Source organism: Aeromonas sp. 82P, assembly GCF_051919365.1.
Taxonomy (GTDB): Bacteria; Pseudomonadota; Gammaproteobacteria; order Enterobacterales; family Aeromonadaceae; genus Aeromonas; species Aeromonas veronii.
Map to the genome: position 1 here is coordinate 2,072,647 of NZ_JBQBEV010000001.1, position 17,980 is coordinate 2,090,626.

Annotated in this window: 17 protein-coding genes; 7 read left to right on the forward strand and 10 right to left on the reverse strand. The window is 51.4% G+C overall.

The features are described from left to right. Positions 1 to 359 precede the first annotated feature (359 nt). Entirely contained in the window at positions 360 to 1,325 is a 966-nt protein-coding gene (locus ACTG2S_RS09565) for a hypothetical protein (protein ID WP_439982385.1), read from the reverse strand. A 304-nt stretch (positions 1,326 to 1,629) separates the two neighbouring features. Between ACTG2S_RS09565 and ACTG2S_RS09570 the strand changes: the two genes are divergently transcribed. Beyond that, complete coding sequence (locus ACTG2S_RS09570; RefSeq protein WP_439982386.1) at positions 1,630 to 2,988, forward strand: tyrosine-type recombinase/integrase; 1,359 nt, start codon at positions 1,630 to 1,632, stop codon at positions 2,986 to 2,988. Positions 2,989 to 3,044: 56 nt separating this feature from the next. Here the strand turns inward: ACTG2S_RS09570 and ACTG2S_RS09575 are convergent, their stop codons facing one another. From ACTG2S_RS09575 to ACTG2S_RS09600, 6 genes are all read right to left on the reverse strand, one after another. Beyond that, positions 3,045 to 3,692 (reverse strand): hypothetical protein, encoded by a 648-nt coding sequence (locus ACTG2S_RS09575; protein ID WP_109422089.1) that lies wholly within the window; start codon positions 3,690 to 3,692, stop codon positions 3,045 to 3,047. 156 nt (positions 3,693 to 3,848) lie between these two features. Then, positions 3,849 to 4,085 carry a hypothetical protein gene (locus ACTG2S_RS09580; protein ID WP_109422088.1) on the reverse strand — a complete coding sequence of 79 codons (237 nt, stop codon included), beginning with the start codon at positions 4,083 to 4,085 and terminating at the stop codon, positions 3,849 to 3,851. Positions 4,086 to 4,175: 90 nt separating this feature from the next. Next, on the reverse strand, positions 4,176 to 4,859 hold the full coding sequence (locus tag ACTG2S_RS09585; RefSeq protein ID WP_439982388.1) for a KilA-N domain-containing protein: 684 nt from the start codon (positions 4,857 to 4,859) through the stop codon (positions 4,176 to 4,178). A 291-nt stretch (positions 4,860 to 5,150) separates the two neighbouring features. Next, the gene (locus ACTG2S_RS09590) at positions 5,151 to 6,404 is read right to left on the reverse strand and encodes a hypothetical protein (protein WP_439982389.1); all 1,254 of its coding nucleotides are present in this window, start codon (positions 6,402 to 6,404) and stop codon (positions 5,151 to 5,153) included. A gap of 971 nt (positions 6,405 to 7,375) precedes the next feature. After that, positions 7,376 to 7,948, reverse strand: a complete 573-nt coding sequence (locus tag ACTG2S_RS09595) for a recombinase family protein (RefSeq protein ID WP_265468271.1) — start codon at positions 7,946 to 7,948, stop codon at positions 7,376 to 7,378. Between the two features lie 13 nt (positions 7,949 to 7,961). Next, a complete protein-coding gene (locus ACTG2S_RS09600; RefSeq protein ID WP_439982391.1) occupies positions 7,962 to 8,174 on the reverse strand; it encodes an Hha/YmoA family nucleoid-associated regulatory protein in 213 nt (70 codons plus the stop codon). A 932-nt stretch (positions 8,175 to 9,106) separates the two neighbouring features. On the opposite strand from ACTG2S_RS09600, the gene ACTG2S_RS09605 reads away from it, so the two are divergent. After that, on the forward strand, positions 9,107 to 9,499 hold the full coding sequence (locus ACTG2S_RS09605; protein ID WP_439982393.1) for a DUF2513 domain-containing protein: 393 nt from the start codon (positions 9,107 to 9,109) through the stop codon (positions 9,497 to 9,499). Positions 9,500 to 9,991: 492 nt separating this feature from the next. Here ACTG2S_RS09605 and ACTG2S_RS09610 read toward each other — a convergent pair whose 3' ends face one another. Continuing rightward, entirely contained in the window at positions 9,992 to 10,558 is a 567-nt protein-coding gene (locus ACTG2S_RS09610) for a hypothetical protein (RefSeq protein ID WP_439982394.1), read from the reverse strand. A 64-nt stretch (positions 10,559 to 10,622) separates the two neighbouring features. Between ACTG2S_RS09610 and thiI the strand changes: the two genes are divergently transcribed. Continuing rightward, positions 10,623 to 12,071 (forward strand): tRNA uracil 4-sulfurtransferase ThiI, encoded by a 1,449-nt coding sequence (gene thiI / locus ACTG2S_RS09615; protein WP_265775772.1) that lies wholly within the window; start codon positions 10,623 to 10,625, stop codon positions 12,069 to 12,071. A 74-nt stretch (positions 12,072 to 12,145) separates the two neighbouring features. Here the strand turns inward: thiI and ACTG2S_RS09620 are convergent, their stop codons facing one another. Next, positions 12,146 to 12,538: a hypothetical protein gene (locus ACTG2S_RS09620; RefSeq protein WP_005333978.1), complete on the reverse strand. Its 393-nt coding sequence runs from the start codon at positions 12,536 to 12,538 to the stop codon at positions 12,146 to 12,148. 100 nt (positions 12,539 to 12,638) lie between these two features. Continuing rightward, positions 12,639 to 13,271: a trimeric intracellular cation channel family protein gene (locus ACTG2S_RS09625; RefSeq protein WP_265775771.1), complete on the reverse strand. Its 633-nt coding sequence runs from the start codon at positions 13,269 to 13,271 to the stop codon at positions 12,639 to 12,641. A 374-nt stretch (positions 13,272 to 13,645) separates the two neighbouring features. Here ACTG2S_RS09625 and flaA point away from each other — a divergent pair, with 374 nt between their 5' ends. The 4 genes from flaA (at position 13,646) to fliD (ending at position 17,970) form a co-directional block, all read left to right on the forward strand. After that, on the forward strand, positions 13,646 to 14,569 hold the full coding sequence (gene flaA, locus ACTG2S_RS09630; protein WP_113739238.1) for a flagellin A: 924 nt from the start codon (positions 13,646 to 13,648) through the stop codon (positions 14,567 to 14,569). Positions 14,570 to 15,153: 584 nt separating this feature from the next. Beyond that, positions 15,154 to 16,074 (forward strand): flagellin B, encoded by a 921-nt coding sequence (gene flaB, locus ACTG2S_RS09635; RefSeq protein ID WP_113739239.1) that lies wholly within the window; start codon positions 15,154 to 15,156, stop codon positions 16,072 to 16,074. A gap of 37 nt (positions 16,075 to 16,111) precedes the next feature. Beyond that, positions 16,112 to 16,549 carry a flagellar protein FlaG gene (locus ACTG2S_RS09640; protein ID WP_265775770.1) on the forward strand — a complete coding sequence of 146 codons (438 nt, stop codon included), beginning with the start codon at positions 16,112 to 16,114 and terminating at the stop codon, positions 16,547 to 16,549. A 32-nt stretch (positions 16,550 to 16,581) separates the two neighbouring features. Next, entirely contained in the window at positions 16,582 to 17,970 is a 1,389-nt protein-coding gene (gene fliD / locus ACTG2S_RS09645; protein WP_335837817.1) for a flagellar filament capping protein FliD, read from the forward strand. Positions 17,971 to 17,980 lie beyond the last annotated feature (10 nt).

Genomic DNA, 17,980 nt, shown 5'->3' on the forward strand with positions numbered 1-17,980 from the left:
TGAATTAATTTATGAATAATTACGAGTTCATTCAAATCCAATCGGGAGTTCTCTTTTGCTGCGTGTTCTGTGTCCCTTGCTGGTGCTGATGAGTTCGGGTTGTGCCACAACCAATCATGGTGATCACCATGTTTCTCCTGAACGTACCGGGTTCTATTCACCTTTCGAACCAGCTTCCGAGAGTTTTGCGCGTTGCTATCAGAAACAGTTTGCCTGTACCCCTTCCAATATCCGCCGTGACAGGGCGATGGAGGCGCGCAGGAAGGCGCAAGAGCGGGCCAATCATCGTGGTGATGATTGGTAGGCCGCAGATAACGAGAGGGGTTGGCAAATGCCAACCCCTTTTTCATTCCGCCCATTCAGCCCGGTTGGCGCAGATGGCCGAGCCGGGTGAAGAAGTGCTGGCTCTTGCGCTGGTGAAAGTGGCTCTTCTTGATGGGATGGAAGATGAGGTTGCTTTCGGGGTAGCTCGCCTTTAACTGGTGGAGCATGGCTACGGCGGGCAGGCTGGTGCTGACCAGGGTGGTGAGTGGCATGCTGAGGGTCTCGGGCCCGAGCAGTTGATTGAGCCCTTGCTGAGCCTGCTCAAAGCGGGTCAGGGCCGCCGGGTCGGCATAGCCGCTACCCAGCATGGCGAGCAGGTTGTCGATGGCCAGATGAAATTCGGCCAGCTGTTGGCGAAAGCCGCTGCGCCCGCGCAGGGCAATCAGCTCTGCAAACGGAATGTCGGCCAGGTGAGTGGGCACTTGCAACGGGATCTCGAGGTGGAAGCAATCCTGACCACCGCGATTGTGGTAGCGGGATTCGAGCAGATGGAGCAGGCGGTCGAGATAGTCGTGATCGGTAATAAGCGCCCCGTCATTGGCGAGTGCCCACTCACGGGCGAGACGCATGGAGAGCAGGTTGGCAAAGCGCCGCGCCATTCTGATCCCCCCTTCATCCCGGGTCGCAAAGCCGTGAGTAAGGCAAAAGCCGTGCAGCCGCTCCAGCCCCGCCTGATCCGGGCAGAAGCAGTCGTGGTTGGCCTCCTGACGCCAGCGACCAATCAGCTCCTTGTTGCCAAACACCTTGTGGCGGACGAAATCGGGGGCCACCAGGCCGCTTATCTGGTTCTCCAGTTGCGGGGTAATGGCGGCAAAGAAGGCGGCATCGGGCCGCTCGGCCAGCAGATCGGTCTGCTGCTGAAGGGTATCGAGCAGGGCGGTGAGGCCGCTCTTTTCGCTGACGGTGAAGACGAAGGCGAGCCGCTCCAGATAGAGCAGGGCAAATTTGAGCCAGAGCTCGTCGCGTACCTCCATGCCGGGGTAATAGATATAGGTCTTCATCGGATCAGTCTGTTGTCAAAAATCTGGCGAGGCGCAGGGTCGGGAATATACGCAAGATTGGCGCTGCACGGCAAACACTGCGTGGGGTAATGTGAGCAAACGCTCATCCAGTAGGCGCTGGCCACAAAGTTCTGATATAATTCGCGCCCTTAAATCAAGGTCACCCGAGTCATTACCATGAAGTTCATTATCTTTTGACTCCATGCGTAACGCATTGAATTTATAGCTAATCAACAACTTACAGCACAAAGATGGAAACATTGGCGGTAACTTTTGTGGTAAGACTAGCATAAGTGAGGTGTGTATGAGAAGGCGTAAGACTTGGGCCTTACAGCAGAAGGCAAATGGCTGGTACTTGGTGTGGAATGTCCCCAAGGCTATCCGTGGATTGCCGATGTTTGGCGGTCGGAGGCTCTACACAAAGACGTTACAAACAGGCGACCTCAAAGAAGCCCAGAGGAAGCGTGACCTCATCATTGCCAACTTTGACCGTTTGGTAGCACATGCTGAAGAAGCCCCCAAGCGTCTGCGATTTAACGCTTACATCGAAGAGATTCAGCAGGCCATCAGGGAAGCAGAGCAGCGCATTGAAGCGGTCGTGTTGCCAGATGGACAAGAGGTTGTCGTTGAACCTGAAGGGCTCCACCATGCCTATGACGTTGAGGCTGCAATAGCTCGGGGGGATGAAGAGCTGGCAGATGCCATAAAGTTGGCCATCCACGGGGAGCAGGATGTCATCGACAAGTACGCCATTACGCTAAAAGAGGCGTCTACGGCGTTCATCGAGAGTGAGAAGGGCAAGGCCGCGAAGGGTCTTAAAGCCGCAGCTCCGGCAACGTTGAGTCGCGCCAAACACGCAGCAGAAAGCCTTGGATCCTTCCTTGGTGGTCAAGCGGTTCTGCTGAAGGATGTGGAGCGGAGGGACGTGACTTTGTGGCTAGATTCCCTGGCTGGCAGCAAGAGTGATAGCACACGGGTTGGTTACTTGTCGGCTTTGTCCCTTGTGTGGGAAAACTGCTATCTCACTCGGGGCGTGGAAGGGGATAACCCATTCAAGAGCGCAGGAATCAAGAGCACAGGCGACTCCCAGTCATACGCCCCTTTCACACTTGAAGAGATGGCCCAAATCGTCGAGAAGGCACCGCATGATCTTCACATGTTGACGAAGTTCGGACTTATCACTGGCTGCCGTCTAAGCGAGATTATTGGTCTTCAGGCTGATTCCTTTGAGGTTAGCCAAGGCGTCCCGCTGGTGCGTATCAAGGCAGGCAAGACGGCAAACTCCATCCGTGCCTTCCCTCTTCCGCTCGGTCTCTGGGAAGAACTCAGGCAATGCGTTGTCGGTAACGTGTGGCCTGTCCCTAAGTCGAAGAACCCCCACGGATGGTCCAGCAAGTTTGGCAAGCTGAAAGAGGCTGCCACAGGCGTCAGAGATCGCACCAAGGGCTTCCACAGCTTGCGTGGCATGGCTATCACAGCCTACCAACGTGCAGGCATCCCAGAGGATGTTACAGCTCCGATAGTTGGACACGGGACCAAAGGGCTAACCATGTCTTATGGCCTCTATTCATCCGGCCATGACTACTCACGCCAGCTCGAAGCCGTCGAGACCATGCTTGCGTCTGACTACATGTCCCAGTTCCTCAAGTTGTTCAACAAGTAACCACCTCGAAAAAGCCCTAGGAGATGGTTGAGCTCCTAGGGTTAAAGTCTCAGCCTTTATAGCGTATTGAAGTTCTTGAGAACGGTGTAAGTGATCTGCTTGTTGTTAGCTGCATTAACTTTGATCACCGCCCCTTTGTAGACAAGCTCGTCTCCTTCATTCAGGTCCATAGTGAAGTTTGCGGTGAAAGCAGAGCGAGCCATTCCGCCGGTAAACTCTCGATAAGTGAAATTCAACGTGTCACCAGATTTACCATTGAACTCTATGACTTGCTGGAAGGAGTCTTTCTTCACACAGAGTTTATTAGGAATCTCTTTGATCGAAATTTCTTGAGGTGTGTAACAGGAGAATGATCCGTTTGCACATACTTGTTTACCGTCATAATTCAGGTCTGTCTTACGAAGAATTATGTCTCCAAACGAGTTTTTTACCCCGACCTCAATGTTACCCGTAGCCACATAGGTATCGCCGCCAGTATTACAGTAGATCCCAGCAGGAACATTCGTTGTCATCCCATCTGCTCCGCCGAGTTCTATCGCTTTCGTTACAACCCCTTCGGCTTGCATAAGTAATTGCTCACCTAGATGCTTAGTGGACTGGGTACCTAGTGGGGGGATTGATACTGGTGCAGTCTGAAGGACTGGTTTGGGGGTGGCACAGCCAGCAAGTCCTAACGCCAGTGCAGTCAACATGATGTGTTTCATTGGGATTCTTCCATGTTTTCAGTGACAAAGCTGAAGCCTAACACAGTCTAATCCCCATTTTTGTGATGAATTTTTGATTAGTAACATCGAAAAAAAGCCCCCTTGGTGACCATCAGGTAGTCCCGAAGTACACCAAGGGGGCTTTGCTGTAAGCGATTACCAAGAACTAGAGGTTGGCTCGTAGCTCATGAAGATGGTCTCCATGACCGAATCATCAAATGCAAAGAGCTTCATGAATGCGCTAAGAGGTGCATTTCTAAATCCAAGATCGAAAAGCTCGTGAACAGCCTCTTCCGCAGAGATTTCTCCTAAGCGAACACGCGCTACCAAATTAGCGACAATTACGAGAGTAGTTACAGAAGGATCATCATCAGGAAGAGAGGGATTTCTCATGACAAACTCCAGAGCATTTTGGGGTAGCTTTACCGTACCAGCATCTGACCCGATTGGAAATTCATAGCGAGGTCAGCAGCTATGACTAGCTCAGGCTCCTAACAGCTCACTATTCTGTGAGGTCTCCACGTTGAGCATGGCGGCGACCTTGTGATAATCCAGTCCTACCTTCAACCCCCTTGTTATGGTCTCCATGCAAGCGATCAAAGCGTTCATACAGGGAGCGTTTGATACCTGCTTGATGTACTCCTTGGCTGACCCATTCTTGCCTGTAAGGACAGAGGGAACATACCCAGTGGCAGCCTTACAGGCCAGCCGGTAGAAGTTGCCGTAGGCTTTCCCGCACATGTCGATCCCCTTGGCCTTGATTACTTCGTTCATGGACTTACGGGTGGCATCGTGTTTCTCCAGCAACTCAGGGGACACAGCGACAGACTCAGTGATGGCGGCAGCTTGCATGGTGTTGCCTTCGGTCAGCGCAATGAAGGCGTCAATGACAGCAAGCTGGAACTCTCGGGAGCAGTAGGAGGCGTAGAGGATGGCCGCACGTTTGCAGCCCCAAGTACCAGCGTTTGCCCCACGGGCCTTGATGTTTGATACGTGAATTTCACGGAACAAAAGCATGTCGCGTACCTCTGGGTTACGCTTCCAGTTATCGAGCTGGCCGCCAGTGTTGCCTTCAGTCAGCCATGCTTTCTCAATGTCGGTCAGCGAGTACAGACCCTCGGCGTTCTTGCGGATCGGATAAGTGTTACCGTTGAAAGTGATCTTCATAAATGGGTTCCTTCTGTTGTGCCTCTCCTGCCGCCCTCTCTCCGGTAGGCAAACTGGAGCAGCAGAGGCACGACATAAAGGCATTGATGTTTGAATGAAAGTGACTAAAGGGCGGTCAGAGATCTTGCTTAGGTCAGTGAAAAGGATGGAGGCGTGCTGGTGGGTCAAGTGTCAAAAAGCAACAAGAGTAGAAGGAGATCGATCTGTCACAACTCAAGGGCTGTTGATAGGTCCTAAACCTTGATAAAAAAAAGCGCCAGATTGCTCCAGCGCTTTCATCTATCCGTCAGCTTATTCCGCCAAGATGACACCCATTTGAGCCGCCGCTTTGCGCAGTTTCTCTTCTTGTCGTTCTATTTTGGCCTTTGCTTTCTGGTGTGCTTTCCATGCCTCTTGCAGTTGTTCAGTGGTCATGTCCTCGGGTTTCACTGGTTTGGCATGGCGGGTTTGGTCGGGTTTGTAGCCTGTTGCTTTATAAACATCGAAAGGCTCGTCTGACTTTTCGGTAGGTGCGGAAGTGTCATCAATAGAGCTGATGACACGGAGAATGTGAGTGTCTGCATCCACGCGGCTTGTACTACGGTCTGAGGCGTCAGCCATCGGGATTACGGAAGACTCAACATTCTCAGTGTTGCCCTGGGAAGCGCTCCCGTCTGTATCATCGTCCTCATAGAAGTGAGCCATTTGCTGAAATAACCACACTTTATCTTCACTATACCCATGCTCCGCAGCGCGAGCGATGAGTGCAGCCTTTTCCGCAGCGGCTTGCTCTTCCCTCATGCGCTCATTCTCAGCCCACTTCGCTTCGGCTTCAGTGATTACCTGAGCAACCGTCTTGGGGCTCTTGATGCGATACATTTCTGCAATAGCGTTTGCCGTTAATCCATCGCAATAGGCTTCAATAATCGCTTCATTGCGGCGAGTCTTACATTCCACAGACAAGGTGGGATGTGGATTATCCTTGAAACCTGTGAATTTGTTGTAAGCCACTTCCAGCACAGTCTTGGAGGTCCCAATGGCCTTAGCTATAGCGGGGATGTCTGGCTCGAATGCGTTCTTCATTAATTCGCGGGGATAGCCCTTCTCCACGATTTTCGCGATGATGTTACGATAATCGGCAGCACTGTTTCGCTTCCCGTGTTTTGTATTAGCCCCCATTGCATGTAACTGTACGTCTACGCTCGAATCAGCTTCCTCAATAGAAAAGTGATGAATCGGGATCTCGGTGATACCTAACCGTTTGAATGCCTCCATTCGGTGAAACCCATCGACTAAGTACAGCTGAGACCCCCAAAGACACTGTAGACGGATAGGTGTAGCGAAAGGGACTCCGTCTTGGATCAGCGTGGCAAGATACGCCACATTGTTATTGTCCAAGGGGCCAACACGGTACTGATACTCTGGACTGATGATAATCGTGGATGCGTTGATAGTCTTTTGTGACCTGATTTCATTGATAGCACTGTCTGGGTGCGCGGTGGACTTTTCAGTAGCATCAGTAGGAACAAGAGCTGGGGAGAGGATCTCGATCTTATCGGTTGTCATAGCGTTCTAGTTTGGCAGTTGTTGAGTTGGTATTTCCCGTAAATTTCGGATTTTACCAATTTGATCAGATTCCCGACTCCATGACAACCATACGTTGGGATCATCACTATTCGTCGGAATTCTGAACTGGTTGGTTAGGAAACGGCAGTGATGTCCTTCAGAGGATCACCATAGCAGTAGTTTTGATAGGTCTTCCCTACATCTTCCCTGACAATTGGTTGTATTGGCGATTCATGGGGTTACTAAACAATGGCTGCATGGTAGACAATGGATCGCCCTGATGATGGTTTCTGGGGAGACCGTGGGTAATCTTGAAGATACCTGACGTAAGTAAGGTAAGAGAGAAGTTATCTGGGGTGTCTTAAAGATGTCTTTTAGTATTGGTCTTTTCGTATCCCCCCTATGGTCAGGGAAAAGTGACATGCTCCAATTGCCCCTGCTCTGGAGGTCTCTGGAAGGTGTCTTAGTGGTGTCTTCGGGATAATCGTCGGTAGTGCGGACCCAGTTACAGACTCAGGGACAATAAACAGGGACACTCAGACGAACAAGCGCAGAGTCGGCCCAAGGTTCCCCTTCTGGTCCCTTCCTGATAGCCCCGAAGACGCTCGCTGTGATCGCTCAAGGACTTGCCCCATGCAACCCCACATGCTCACTCCTGCACGATCTGAGAGATTCTCAGAGAAAGCCTGAGGACAGCAGGGACAAGGAAGTAAGAGAGAAGGGAGGCAATAAGAAAGCATTAGAGGAAGACGGGAAGGGATACACAGGCCATCATCGCGTCCTGCTAAGCGACAAACCCCCAAGGTGTCGCGGTGAACAGCCTCGGGGGCGATTGAAAGATTCGATCAAAGTGGGTCACTCGAGCAGTTCTTTCTATTGGTCAGGGTAAATTAGTTTTTTCTAATGTTCCGCGACAGTCCAAGTGATCGATCCTTTCGATGTTCCTAGGTTCAACCGATAGACACACTCGATCAACACAGCTCCCCATCCTCTCGCATCCTTGTTGATAGGCGATGGACAGTCGCTCGGCTGACTCCATGAAGCGTAGCGATTTCTCGCAGGGACTTGCCGCCTTCCAGCAGGGTCGCCTTGATTGCATCCTCGTCGATACTCTTGGGCCTGCCAGTGTACTTCCCCGCAGCCTTGGCCTTGGCGATACCTTCCATCTGACGCTCCTTGCGTAAAGCCGTCTCGAACTCAGCAAAGGCACCCAGCATGGTGAACATCAGCTTCCCTTGGGCTGTCGTCGTCTCTAGGTTCTGGTCCAGTACACGCAGGGTCACGCCCTTGGCTTCCAGTTGTTCCGTAATGTCCAGCAGGTCAGCGAGAGAACGGCCCAGACGGTCCAGCTTGGTGATCACCACATCGTCCCCCTCTCGGACATACCGCAGGAGTTCGGCTAGTTGCTCACGGCCATCTGTGCTGGTCCCTGATACCTTCTCTTGGTACACACGCTCACAACCGGCCTTTGTCAGCTTATCCAGTTGAACATCCAGCGATTGACCGACAGATGACACACGCGCATAACCGATAACCTGTCCCATCACTCTCTCCTACTCAATCCACCAATGCCCAAGCTGTCATAGAGACTTTCCCCGCGTCGTAATGCTTTCCAGCAGCTATCTCTGCTTGCCGGTGGTCAATCGCTGCGATGACCTTCAGTTCCTCTTGGAAGCCCGTAGCAGCAGCCTTATCAAGCATCCTTGGGGCGACTCTATCCAGTGACTTCCTGTCCTTGAATCGGCGAAGCCTGATAACCAAGTCATTCATGCGGAAATCTCCTTCATCTTCTTCCTATTGCTTCAACGTGAGTCTTGTCGGTGTCACGCTGTCACATTAATGCCTTAATCCTATGAGACTTAGATTATGAAACATAAATGAGACAGTCAATACCCCCGTGTGAAAGAAGTTCATTAGGGTATACCTTTATGGATGCCAAGACAGAGCCAGGACAACGGAGTGATAGGCGAGAGGACGGGCCCAAGGTGATCAAGTGATAGGGACGCAGGGACTATCCACCTGCATAGAGAAGGAAGGGCCACAGGATGGCGCAGGGGATCGCCTATGTGCTGGCGCTGGGATGGCTTATGGTATGGACAAGCAGAAGGACAGACGGGTGCTCAGGCGGTCATGGAGACGGACGGAGAGGGCGAGCGAAAGGCTGACACAGGGACCCCCTACGGGGGGTATTGGCTGGCGGTTTAATCCTCAAGAGTGGACTCACAGTTTTTTCCAAATTTACCGAAGGGTCCCTATTGGGTAAGATGCCATCTTGTCTGGATCTGACTGAGAACCCACATGGATCAAGCTACGAATACCTTGATAGCCCTAGGCGGGGGACTACTGCTTGCCCTGCTAGGGTGGGCTTTTTCATCGTCTAAGGTTGAAACCCAAGTGGTTGACGCCGCTGACGCTTGGTCTCGATTTGATGGGATCACTTCTTTCCAACTCACCTTCTATCGCCAATCAGGGAACACACACCGTGTCGTGCAAATTCATGGCACCAGAGAGGATGTAGAAGCGGAAATTATGAAGGTGTTCAACCGCGCCGGAATCAGGGACCAGTACATGGTGGGGACACGGGGGGACGCAATTGATTACTGCCGTGCATACCACAACCACCGTGGGTCAAACGAAGGTAAGAAAGTCGGCGGCTGTTTGGTATCAGCCCTGTAGGCGCAATCAACATCAAAGGACAGAAGATGAAGCGCGATTGGAGCATAATTAGAGATCTGCTGATAAAAGTAGAAGCATTAGAGAGCCCCGATAATGGGTTATCCTTAGATGGATTCGATTGCCCTGATGAAAAATCCGCAAGGTTGATCTCTGATCACATGAAGCTACTAATTCAAAATGGGTTTGTTCAAGGGCGATTACTTTCCTGCGAATTTGGCCCTACAGTGGATAGCGCACAGGATTTCTTGGTACACGCTCTATCATGGGAAGGCCACGATTTCCTCGACGCAATCCGTAGCGATACTGTGTGGAACAAGATCAAAGAGACCTTTGCAACCAAGGGTATCGACATGACCTTTGAAACAATCAAGGCAGTTGCAGTCGCTATAGTGCCTTCCATGCTTGGGCTATCACTATAAGACCACCTCTGGACGCGCTCCTGCTTGCGATCGGGCCCCTGTGGACCAGAAAATTTCACGTAGGAGCGCGGCATTCTTCTTGGTGATCACGCCGAAGTAACCACCGGACCAAACCTCGGGCCTGTCTTCCAGCCCTGCACACGGCCAGACCGCTTGTTCACCTTCCGGTACACACCGCCCAGCAGTATCTCCCACACACTCCCATTCTCTCCCAGCACAGGGAATACCAGCCCTTCAGCAACCCCCAGCCCAGCCTCCACGCATACCAGAGTTTTACGCTCGGTCATCATTTCCGCTTACTCCGCTTGATACGACTCGGCCTTGGCTTCCGCTTCTTCTTCGGTGCCCGTGTGTCGTCGATAATGACGCAGTGATTGGAACCTCCTGCCAGCTCTAGGAGGGCAGGGAGTAGGGCTAAATCCACGTCATTCAGTCCGGATTGCTCGGGGTTCGCTAGGGCTTCCTGTATGCGCTCAACGTCGAACGTGATCTTCATGGCTGCCCCCTCCCGAACAGAGCCTTCAGCTTCTCAAGGGCGCTCCTGTTGTGTTCTTGGCTGGCCTTCTGGCTGGCTTCCCATTCTTCCGGTGTCTTGGTGACTCGCTGGGGATCGAACATGGCGAACTTACCCACAGACGAAGAAACGGGAGCGTGATCCTTGTTACTTTGTTTCTGTTTAAAAGAAGTCGAAGACTTAGCCGGACGCTTGGTGCTGGGGGTACGGAAAAGGGCTAGGAGTGCCGACCCGATGCGGTACACAGAGGCCAGATTCCAGTTGGCTATCTGGGCGTGTTTCCGAAACTCGGTCTTGAAGAAGCCGATGGCTTCCAGACGACGCAGAGAGTTACGGACTGTGCGGGTGGTGCAACCGATACCATTAGCGATGGTCCGCAGGTAGAGACTCGCAGCCCAGCCTTGGGCCTTGTTCAGGTGTCGTGCGATGAAGAGGGCGACTTCCTTGGTGTAGTGGGTCCCGAAGGTGGACACCGGCTGCTTGGCAAGGGTGGCAACCAGTTGGTCGCTGTGAGATAATGTGTAGCTGTTCACGGGAACTCCCATTCTAACATTTGTTCCCACACCTGCCTGTAAGTCGTTGATTTACCTTAAAATTTAAAGAGCCCCCATGAAGTTCATTATCAAGCTGTTCCCGGAAATCACCATCAAGAGCAAGTCGGTTCGCCAGCGCTTTATCAAAATCCTGCAGGGCAATATCCGCAATGTCCTGCGCCGCTTCGACGACGATGCCCGCGTACGGATGGATTGGGACAAGCTGATTGTGAGCTCCCGCAATGACCAGTTCCGCGAACAGGCTATTGAAGCCCTGGCCTGTATTCCGGGCATTCAGGCCTTCCTCGAAGTGCAGGCCAGCAAGTTTACCGATCTGCACGACATCTTCGAGCAGGTGAAAGCCGTGTGGGGTGACCAGCTCAAGGGCAAAACCTTCTGCGTGCGCGCCAAGCGCCACGGCAAGCACGAGTTCTCCTCCCTCGAAGTGGAGCGCTACGTGGGCGGTGGCCTGAACCAGCACTGCGTGAGCAACGGCGTGCGTCTGAAGAACCCGGATGTGAAGATCAACCTCGAGATCGACGGCGAGGAGCTCTTCATCGTCAGCGCCATTCATCAGGGCCTGAGCGGTATGCCCATCGCGACCCAAGAAGATGTGCTGAGTCTGCTCTCCGGCGGTTTTGACTCCGGTGTGGCGTCGTTCCAGTTCATCAAGCGCGGCTGCCGGGTGCACTACTGCTTCTTCAATCTGGGCGGTGCGGCCCACGAGATCGGCGTCAAGCAGGTGGCCTATCACCTGTGGAACCGTTTCGGCTCCTCCCACCGGGTACGTTTCACCGCTGTGGACTTCGAGCCGGTGGTTGCCGAGATCCTCGAGAAGATCGACAACGGTCAGATGGGCGTGGTGCTCAAGCGGATGATGATGCGTGCTGCCGCCAAGGTGGCCGACGAGTTCCAGATCCCGGCGCTGGTGACCGGTGAGTGTGTGGGTCAAGTATCGAGCCAGACTCTCACCAACCTGAACGTGATCGACCGGGTGACCGACAAGGTGATCCTGCGCCCGCTCATTACTTGGGACAAGCCGGATATCATCAGTGAAGCCCGCCGCATCGGCACTTTGGAGTTTGCCGAGACCATGCCGGAGTATTGTGGGGTCATCTCCAAAAAGCCGACCGTGAAGGCCGATCTGACGCGCATTGAAGAGGAGGAGGGCAACTTCGACTTCGCCATTCTGGACAAGGTGGTCTCTGAGGCCCGTTACCTCGATATCCGCCGTATCGGTGAAGAGACTGCCGCTGAAGTGCAAGAGGTGGAAACGACTCAGGTGCTGGGCGCTGACGAGGTGATCCTGGATATCCGCTCTGCCGATGAATACGACGAGAAGCCGCTGGTGGTGGAAAATCGTGAAGTGCTGCATATCCCCTTCTTCAAGCTGGCCACCGCCTTTGGCGATCTGCCCAAAGAGAAGACCTACCTGCTCTACTGCGATCGCGGCGTGATGAGCAAGCTGCAGGCGCTCTATCTGAAAGAGAAGGGCTTTGACAACGTCAAGGTGTACCGCCCGTAAGCGTGTTTTTCACCTTCAATAAAAAATCCGGCCAATGTGCCGGATTTTTTATTTCACATAGTGAGCAATGACTATCAGGGACAGGGAACCGGAGTGAAGGAGTCTTGCCCCTGACAACGCCAGCCCATTTCCGCCTCCCGCATCTGCCACAGGTTGTTGCTGCGATAGAGGGTCAGGATGTAGATCATGTCGCTCTTGCTGCCGTCGAGGGCGACCGAGAGCACCAAGTCATTGTCCAGTTGCTGGGCATGGATGCGGCTGGGCGTGTCACCATGACCGACGAATCGCAGAGCGACCTCACGGTAGTCATTAACCCAGTTTTGCTGTTGATGGCTTGCCTGGCGTATCTGCTGGTTGAACTGCTGCACCGGCGCCGAGGCCAGTCGTCCAAATACCACTTGTGCTTCGGCGTGGGCTGCCGTCACGTTCGCCAGGAGGAGGGTGGTAAGCATACCGATTTTGCGCATGAGAAGTTCCGGCTAACAACGACTGCTTCTATGACAACAGAAAAGCCTATTTGGTTCAACGCGCGGCCCACAGCGACATGATGACGCTGTGGGCCTGCTCTCAATTGCGTTGCAGCGAGAAGGTGGGCAGCGACAGATGCCAGTAGATAGCAGCTACTCGCAAGCCAAACACGGCCGTCATGCAGATGAGCATGGCCGTTACCCTGTCCATGTTCGCCTCCAGCGCCAGGGTATAGAGAATGCCGCCGAGGATGCAGGCGGTGGCATAGATCTCTTTTTGCAGCACCATGGGCACTTCCCGGGCCAGCACATCGCGGATCATGCCGCCAGCCACCCCGGTCATGGCGCCCATCAGCACGGCGATTAGACCTGAGGTGCCAAAGTTGAGGGCTTTCTGGGCGCCGATCACCGTAAAGAGGGCGAGCCCAAAGGCATCGGCTACCGGCAAGACATACCAGGGCATGCGGCGCGGTAGTTTGACCATCCACATACCGATGAGTGCCGTTGCAATGACCACCCAGATGTAGAGAGGGTCACGAACCCAAAACACAGGGGTAGCCCCCAGGATCATATCGCGAATGGTACCGCCACCGATGGCAGTGACCGCCGCCAAAACCATGACGCCAAACCCGTCCATTCTGAGTCGGCCAGCCACCAATACCCCTGAAAACGCGAATACCGCAGTACCAAACATGTCGCTGATGTAAACAATCTGCTCAACCAGTGTCTGCATGGAGAACAACTCACGCCAAATTGTTGATGGGGCCGCGATTTTAGGGGCTGGTGAGCCTAATCGCCAACAGTGCTCGACAAAATTGAGAGTCGGGACGGATTTTTTCTCGCAGCACGAACCGTTAGTGTCTCGTTTGCCCCCTGCCGTTGGCGAGCTTCAGAAGGTTGAGTCTGTCACTGGTTTTGGCCCGATTTTTTCCTTAAGTATCCCCCCGACCCGCCGATATATAAGGTAAGCGGCGTTAATGCGATGAAGCGTTGAAAAAAATGCTAAAGACATCCAAAAACGAGCCGTTAAATAAGACGCATCGGGCACGGAAAATAATAAAGCCAGAGCAAATAGAAGAGTAAATTTAATAGCTTAGGAGAATAGTCATGGGCCTTTATATCAACACTAACGTTTCATCGCTCAACGCTCAGCGTAACCTGATGAATACGACCAAATCACTGGATACTTCCTACACTCGACTGGCATCAGGTTTGCGCATCAACAGCGCAAAAGACGATGCCGCGGGTCTGCAAATCGCCAACCGTTTGACCTCTCAAATAAACGGGTTGGATCAGGGTAACCGCAACGCCAACGACGGTATCTCTGTAGCTCAGACTGCTGAAGGTGCGATGGATGAGATTACCGCAATGCTACAGCGGATGCGCACCTTGGCCCAGCAATCAGCCAATGATTCAAACAGTAAGGATGATAGAACTGCCTTGCAACAAGAATATAAACAGCTCTCTACAGAAATTAATCGCATTGCCGGTGATACCACTTTTGGTGGTCAAAAAATATTAGCAGGTGGTTATAAAGGAACTTTCCAAGTCGGAGCTGAGGCTGGGCAGACCATTTCATTCAAAATGACCAATTCGTTCAAGCTGACAGGGATTGCAGAGATGACCAAGGGGAAAGCCGTAATTAAAGCAGCCTCTACAGCTACTGTGGCTGATGCTTGGGCTGTAACTGCTTCTACCGGTAAGGTCACGTGGGGTGATATTGACGATATATCGGGGTCGACAGGATCTAGCGCCCAGTTGGCGTTAGCAAACTTGGATTTTATGATTGGGGCGGTAGATAGCAAACGAGCTGAGTTGGGTGCGGTACAGAACCGCTTCGATTCAACCATTCGCAACCAGGCGAATATCTCTGAAAATGTCAGTGCAGCCCGTTCACGTATTCGTGATGCTGATTTTGCGACTGAAACCGCCAACCTGACCAAGCAAAATATTCTGCAGCAAGCTGCCTCGACCATTCTGTCGCAGGCAAACCAGCGCCCACAGTCTGCTCTGTCTCTGCTGCAAGGCTAACAAAAGAAAACAGGGCGGTTGTTCAGGCCGCCCTGGTCAAGAGATGGAACAAAGGGGTGTTCGGGTCGCACTCTGTTCTATCGGGAGAGATATAATTCTCTACTAGTAATGCCAAGTGTTGTCCAGCTGTGTAGTTCTGTCACGCTTGGTCATATTCTCCTGAGCATATGCTCATCTTTAGGCCGGTTTACCGGCCTCTTTTTATTGTGTCGCCAAGTTGACGTCACTCTATTAGTTCTTAGCATTAACCGTGCCAACACATCTTATCTCTTAACGCGGGCCCTCATCCGCTGCGAGCTGCATGGTGATGTTGCTCAATTCATGAACTTTTGCCGCCTGCCGGAGAAAATTTGCCGCTTTAGGCAACAATTTTCCTAAAGCTTGTATCTGCGCTGCCGTTAACCAAAGTGAAGCAATCGAGGGGTGTTCGGAATCCAACGTTTGCACTACTGCGGGTGCCCTGTTCGTTCAAACAGACACCCGCCTGAAGAGCCAGGACTGTTCAACCTGCTCTTCAAACGGTGGGACGTCGTGTTGTTTAGACGACGCAACCCGCAGTCGCATGTTCTTCGGGAGAATTTATTATGGCCATGTACATCAACACCAATACGTCATCACTGAACGCTCAGCGTAACCTGATGAATACCAACAAATCGTTGGATACTTCCTATACCCGTTTGGCATCTGGTTTGCGCATCAATAGCGCCAAAGATGATGCTGCCGGTCTTCAGATCTCAAACCGTTTGACCTCACAGGTCAATGGCTTGGATCAAGGGAATCGAAATGCAAACGATGGTATCTCTGTAGCTCAGACTGCTGAGGGCGCGATGGATGAGGTGACCAGTATGCTGCAGCGGATGCGCACGCTGGCTCAACAATCAGCAAACAGCTCCAACAACAAAGATGACCGTACTGCCTTGCAGCAGGAGTATAAGCAACTGACAACCGAGATTAACCGTATCGCCGGGGATACAACCTTTGGTGGTCAAAAAATACTCAATGGTAGCTATAAAGGAAGTTTCCAAGTCGGTGCTGATGCGGGTCAAACCATTTCATTCAAGATGACCAACTCCTTCAAATTGACCGGGATCGCAGAGATGACCAAGGGGAAAGCCGTAATTAAAGCGGCTTCTACTGCAACTGTCGCTGATGCTTGGACTGTAACTAATTCTACTGGCAAGGTTACTTGGGGTGATATTGACGATATCTCGGGTTCTACGGGCTCTAACGCGCAGATTGCGTTGGCGAATTTGGACTTTATGATTCAGGCCGTCGATAGCAAACGCGCCGAGTTGGGGGCGGTGCAGAACCGCTTCGATTCTACCATCCGTAACCAGGCTAACGTATCTGAAAATGTCAGCGCTGCTCGTTCTCGCATCCGTGATGCTGATTTTGCAACAGAAACTGCCAACTTGACCAAGCAGAATATTTTGCAGCAAGCAGCATCCAGTATTTTGGCGCAAGCCAATCAGCGTCCACAGTCTGCACTCTCTTTACTGGGTTAAGAGTCGGCACTGGAGTGATAGATAGAGGAGAGATAAGATGACGAATGAACTTGGAAGCCTGTCATCTGCTAGTGGCTCTTCTGTACTGTCGAAAGATAAGAGCGGCCATTCGGCCGCTCTACCACTTTCTGGCAGGCCGGCAGAATCGTTTAAAGGGCACTCAGAAGAGCAGCTTGATGTTCAGAAAGGGATCAAACCGACTTCTCAATCTATGACATTGAGTGATGAAGAAGCTGAAGTTCAGGTACAAAAATTGCAGGAGTTTGGGCGATCACAAGGATGGACTGTGAATTTTAGTTTGGAGCGAGAGTTGAACGAAGTGGTCATCAAGGTAGTTGACTCTGACTCCAAGTCAGTCATACGCCAGATACCGAGTGAGGAACTGATCGCGCTAAGCAAGCGAATTAGAGAGTTGAGTGAGGAACACTCTAGCTCATCCCCCAGGGTTGGACTGTTGCTTGATCGTGAAGTCTAAAACCATAAGTACAGTGGCTAGGAGAGGACAAAATGGCAACAATCACATCTGCAGGTGCCGGATCAAATCTTGATCTGGAGAGTGTTATCGCTGCTAGCCTCAATGCACGTAAGGCTCAGATTCAGCAACCCATCATTACCAAAAGAACCAATGCACAGGTTGAATTGTCAGGTCTTGGTCAATTCAAGTCTGCAATTAGCTCTTATGTTACTAGCCTCAAAGAGATGTCAAAATCGGATGCTTTTAACAAAAGAGCTATCAATATAACTCAGGATAAAGATAACCCAGTCCTAAAAGTAGAGAGTAAAACCGGTGCAGCTAATGGGCAGTACAATGTAACCGTCAATAAATTGGCTACAACGAGCAAATTTGAAGGGACATTCAATAACTCTACAGATCCATTGGTGACTCAAGATGGCACGCTTACATTCACCGCCGGTGCAAAAACGTTTAATGTAGATGTGAAGGCTGGCGATTCTCTTCAAGCGATCCGTAAACGGGTCAATGAAAATGGCAATAACTTTGGTCTGAATGCCAATATTATTAACACCTCTGATGGTAAAGCAAAGCTGGTTATTGACTCTGGTATTAGTGGTGCCGGTAAAGATTTGCAAATTACGGGTAGTACCGCAGGGTTGACAACCTTTGCCTCATCTTTAACCAAAACGCAGTCCGCAGAAAGTGCCGAAATTTCTGTTGATGGTAATACGTTAACGAGTGATAGTAACACGTTTGATGGCACTATCATGGGATTAAAAATGACAGTTCTGAGGGTGTCTGATAAAGACACTTCGGGTGTAGCAAAGTCTAATAAAGTTGATGTCACAACGGATAAAGATGGCATCAAGGAGATGGTAAAAAATTTCATTAAAGGCTATAACGAACTGGTTGTTAAAGCAGACTCGCTAGGTAAACGTAATTCTGTCGTCGCAGGTGTAACACAGAATGATGGCGGTGCATTAGCAGGGGACTCAATGACCCGTAGTGTCGTCAACCTTATGAGTAATACGCTTATCACTCCATCAGAGTCATCCAAAGAGTTTTCAACAATATTCCAACTTGGCATCAAGATGGATAATAAAGGGGTTCTTTCTCTTGATGATAAAAAATTTGGTGAGGCATTAGATAAAAATTTTGAACAAGTAGTAGCAGTATTTGGCGGCGAGAAGGGCGTTGCTGGTAAGTTGGCTACATCTCTGGAAAGTTATTCCAAAAGCGGCGGTTTGGTTGCACAACGAGAAGACTCACTAAATATAGAACTACGTTCTCTGGCAAAAAAAGAGAGTGACGCTGCTGCTGAACTTGTAAAATATGAGACCAGCTTACGCGCAAGATATGGTGGGTTGGATAGCTTGCTAGCAAAAATGAATCAATCCGCAAGTTACCTTAAAAATATTCAGACATCTAACAAAACTAGCTAATACGTGATTT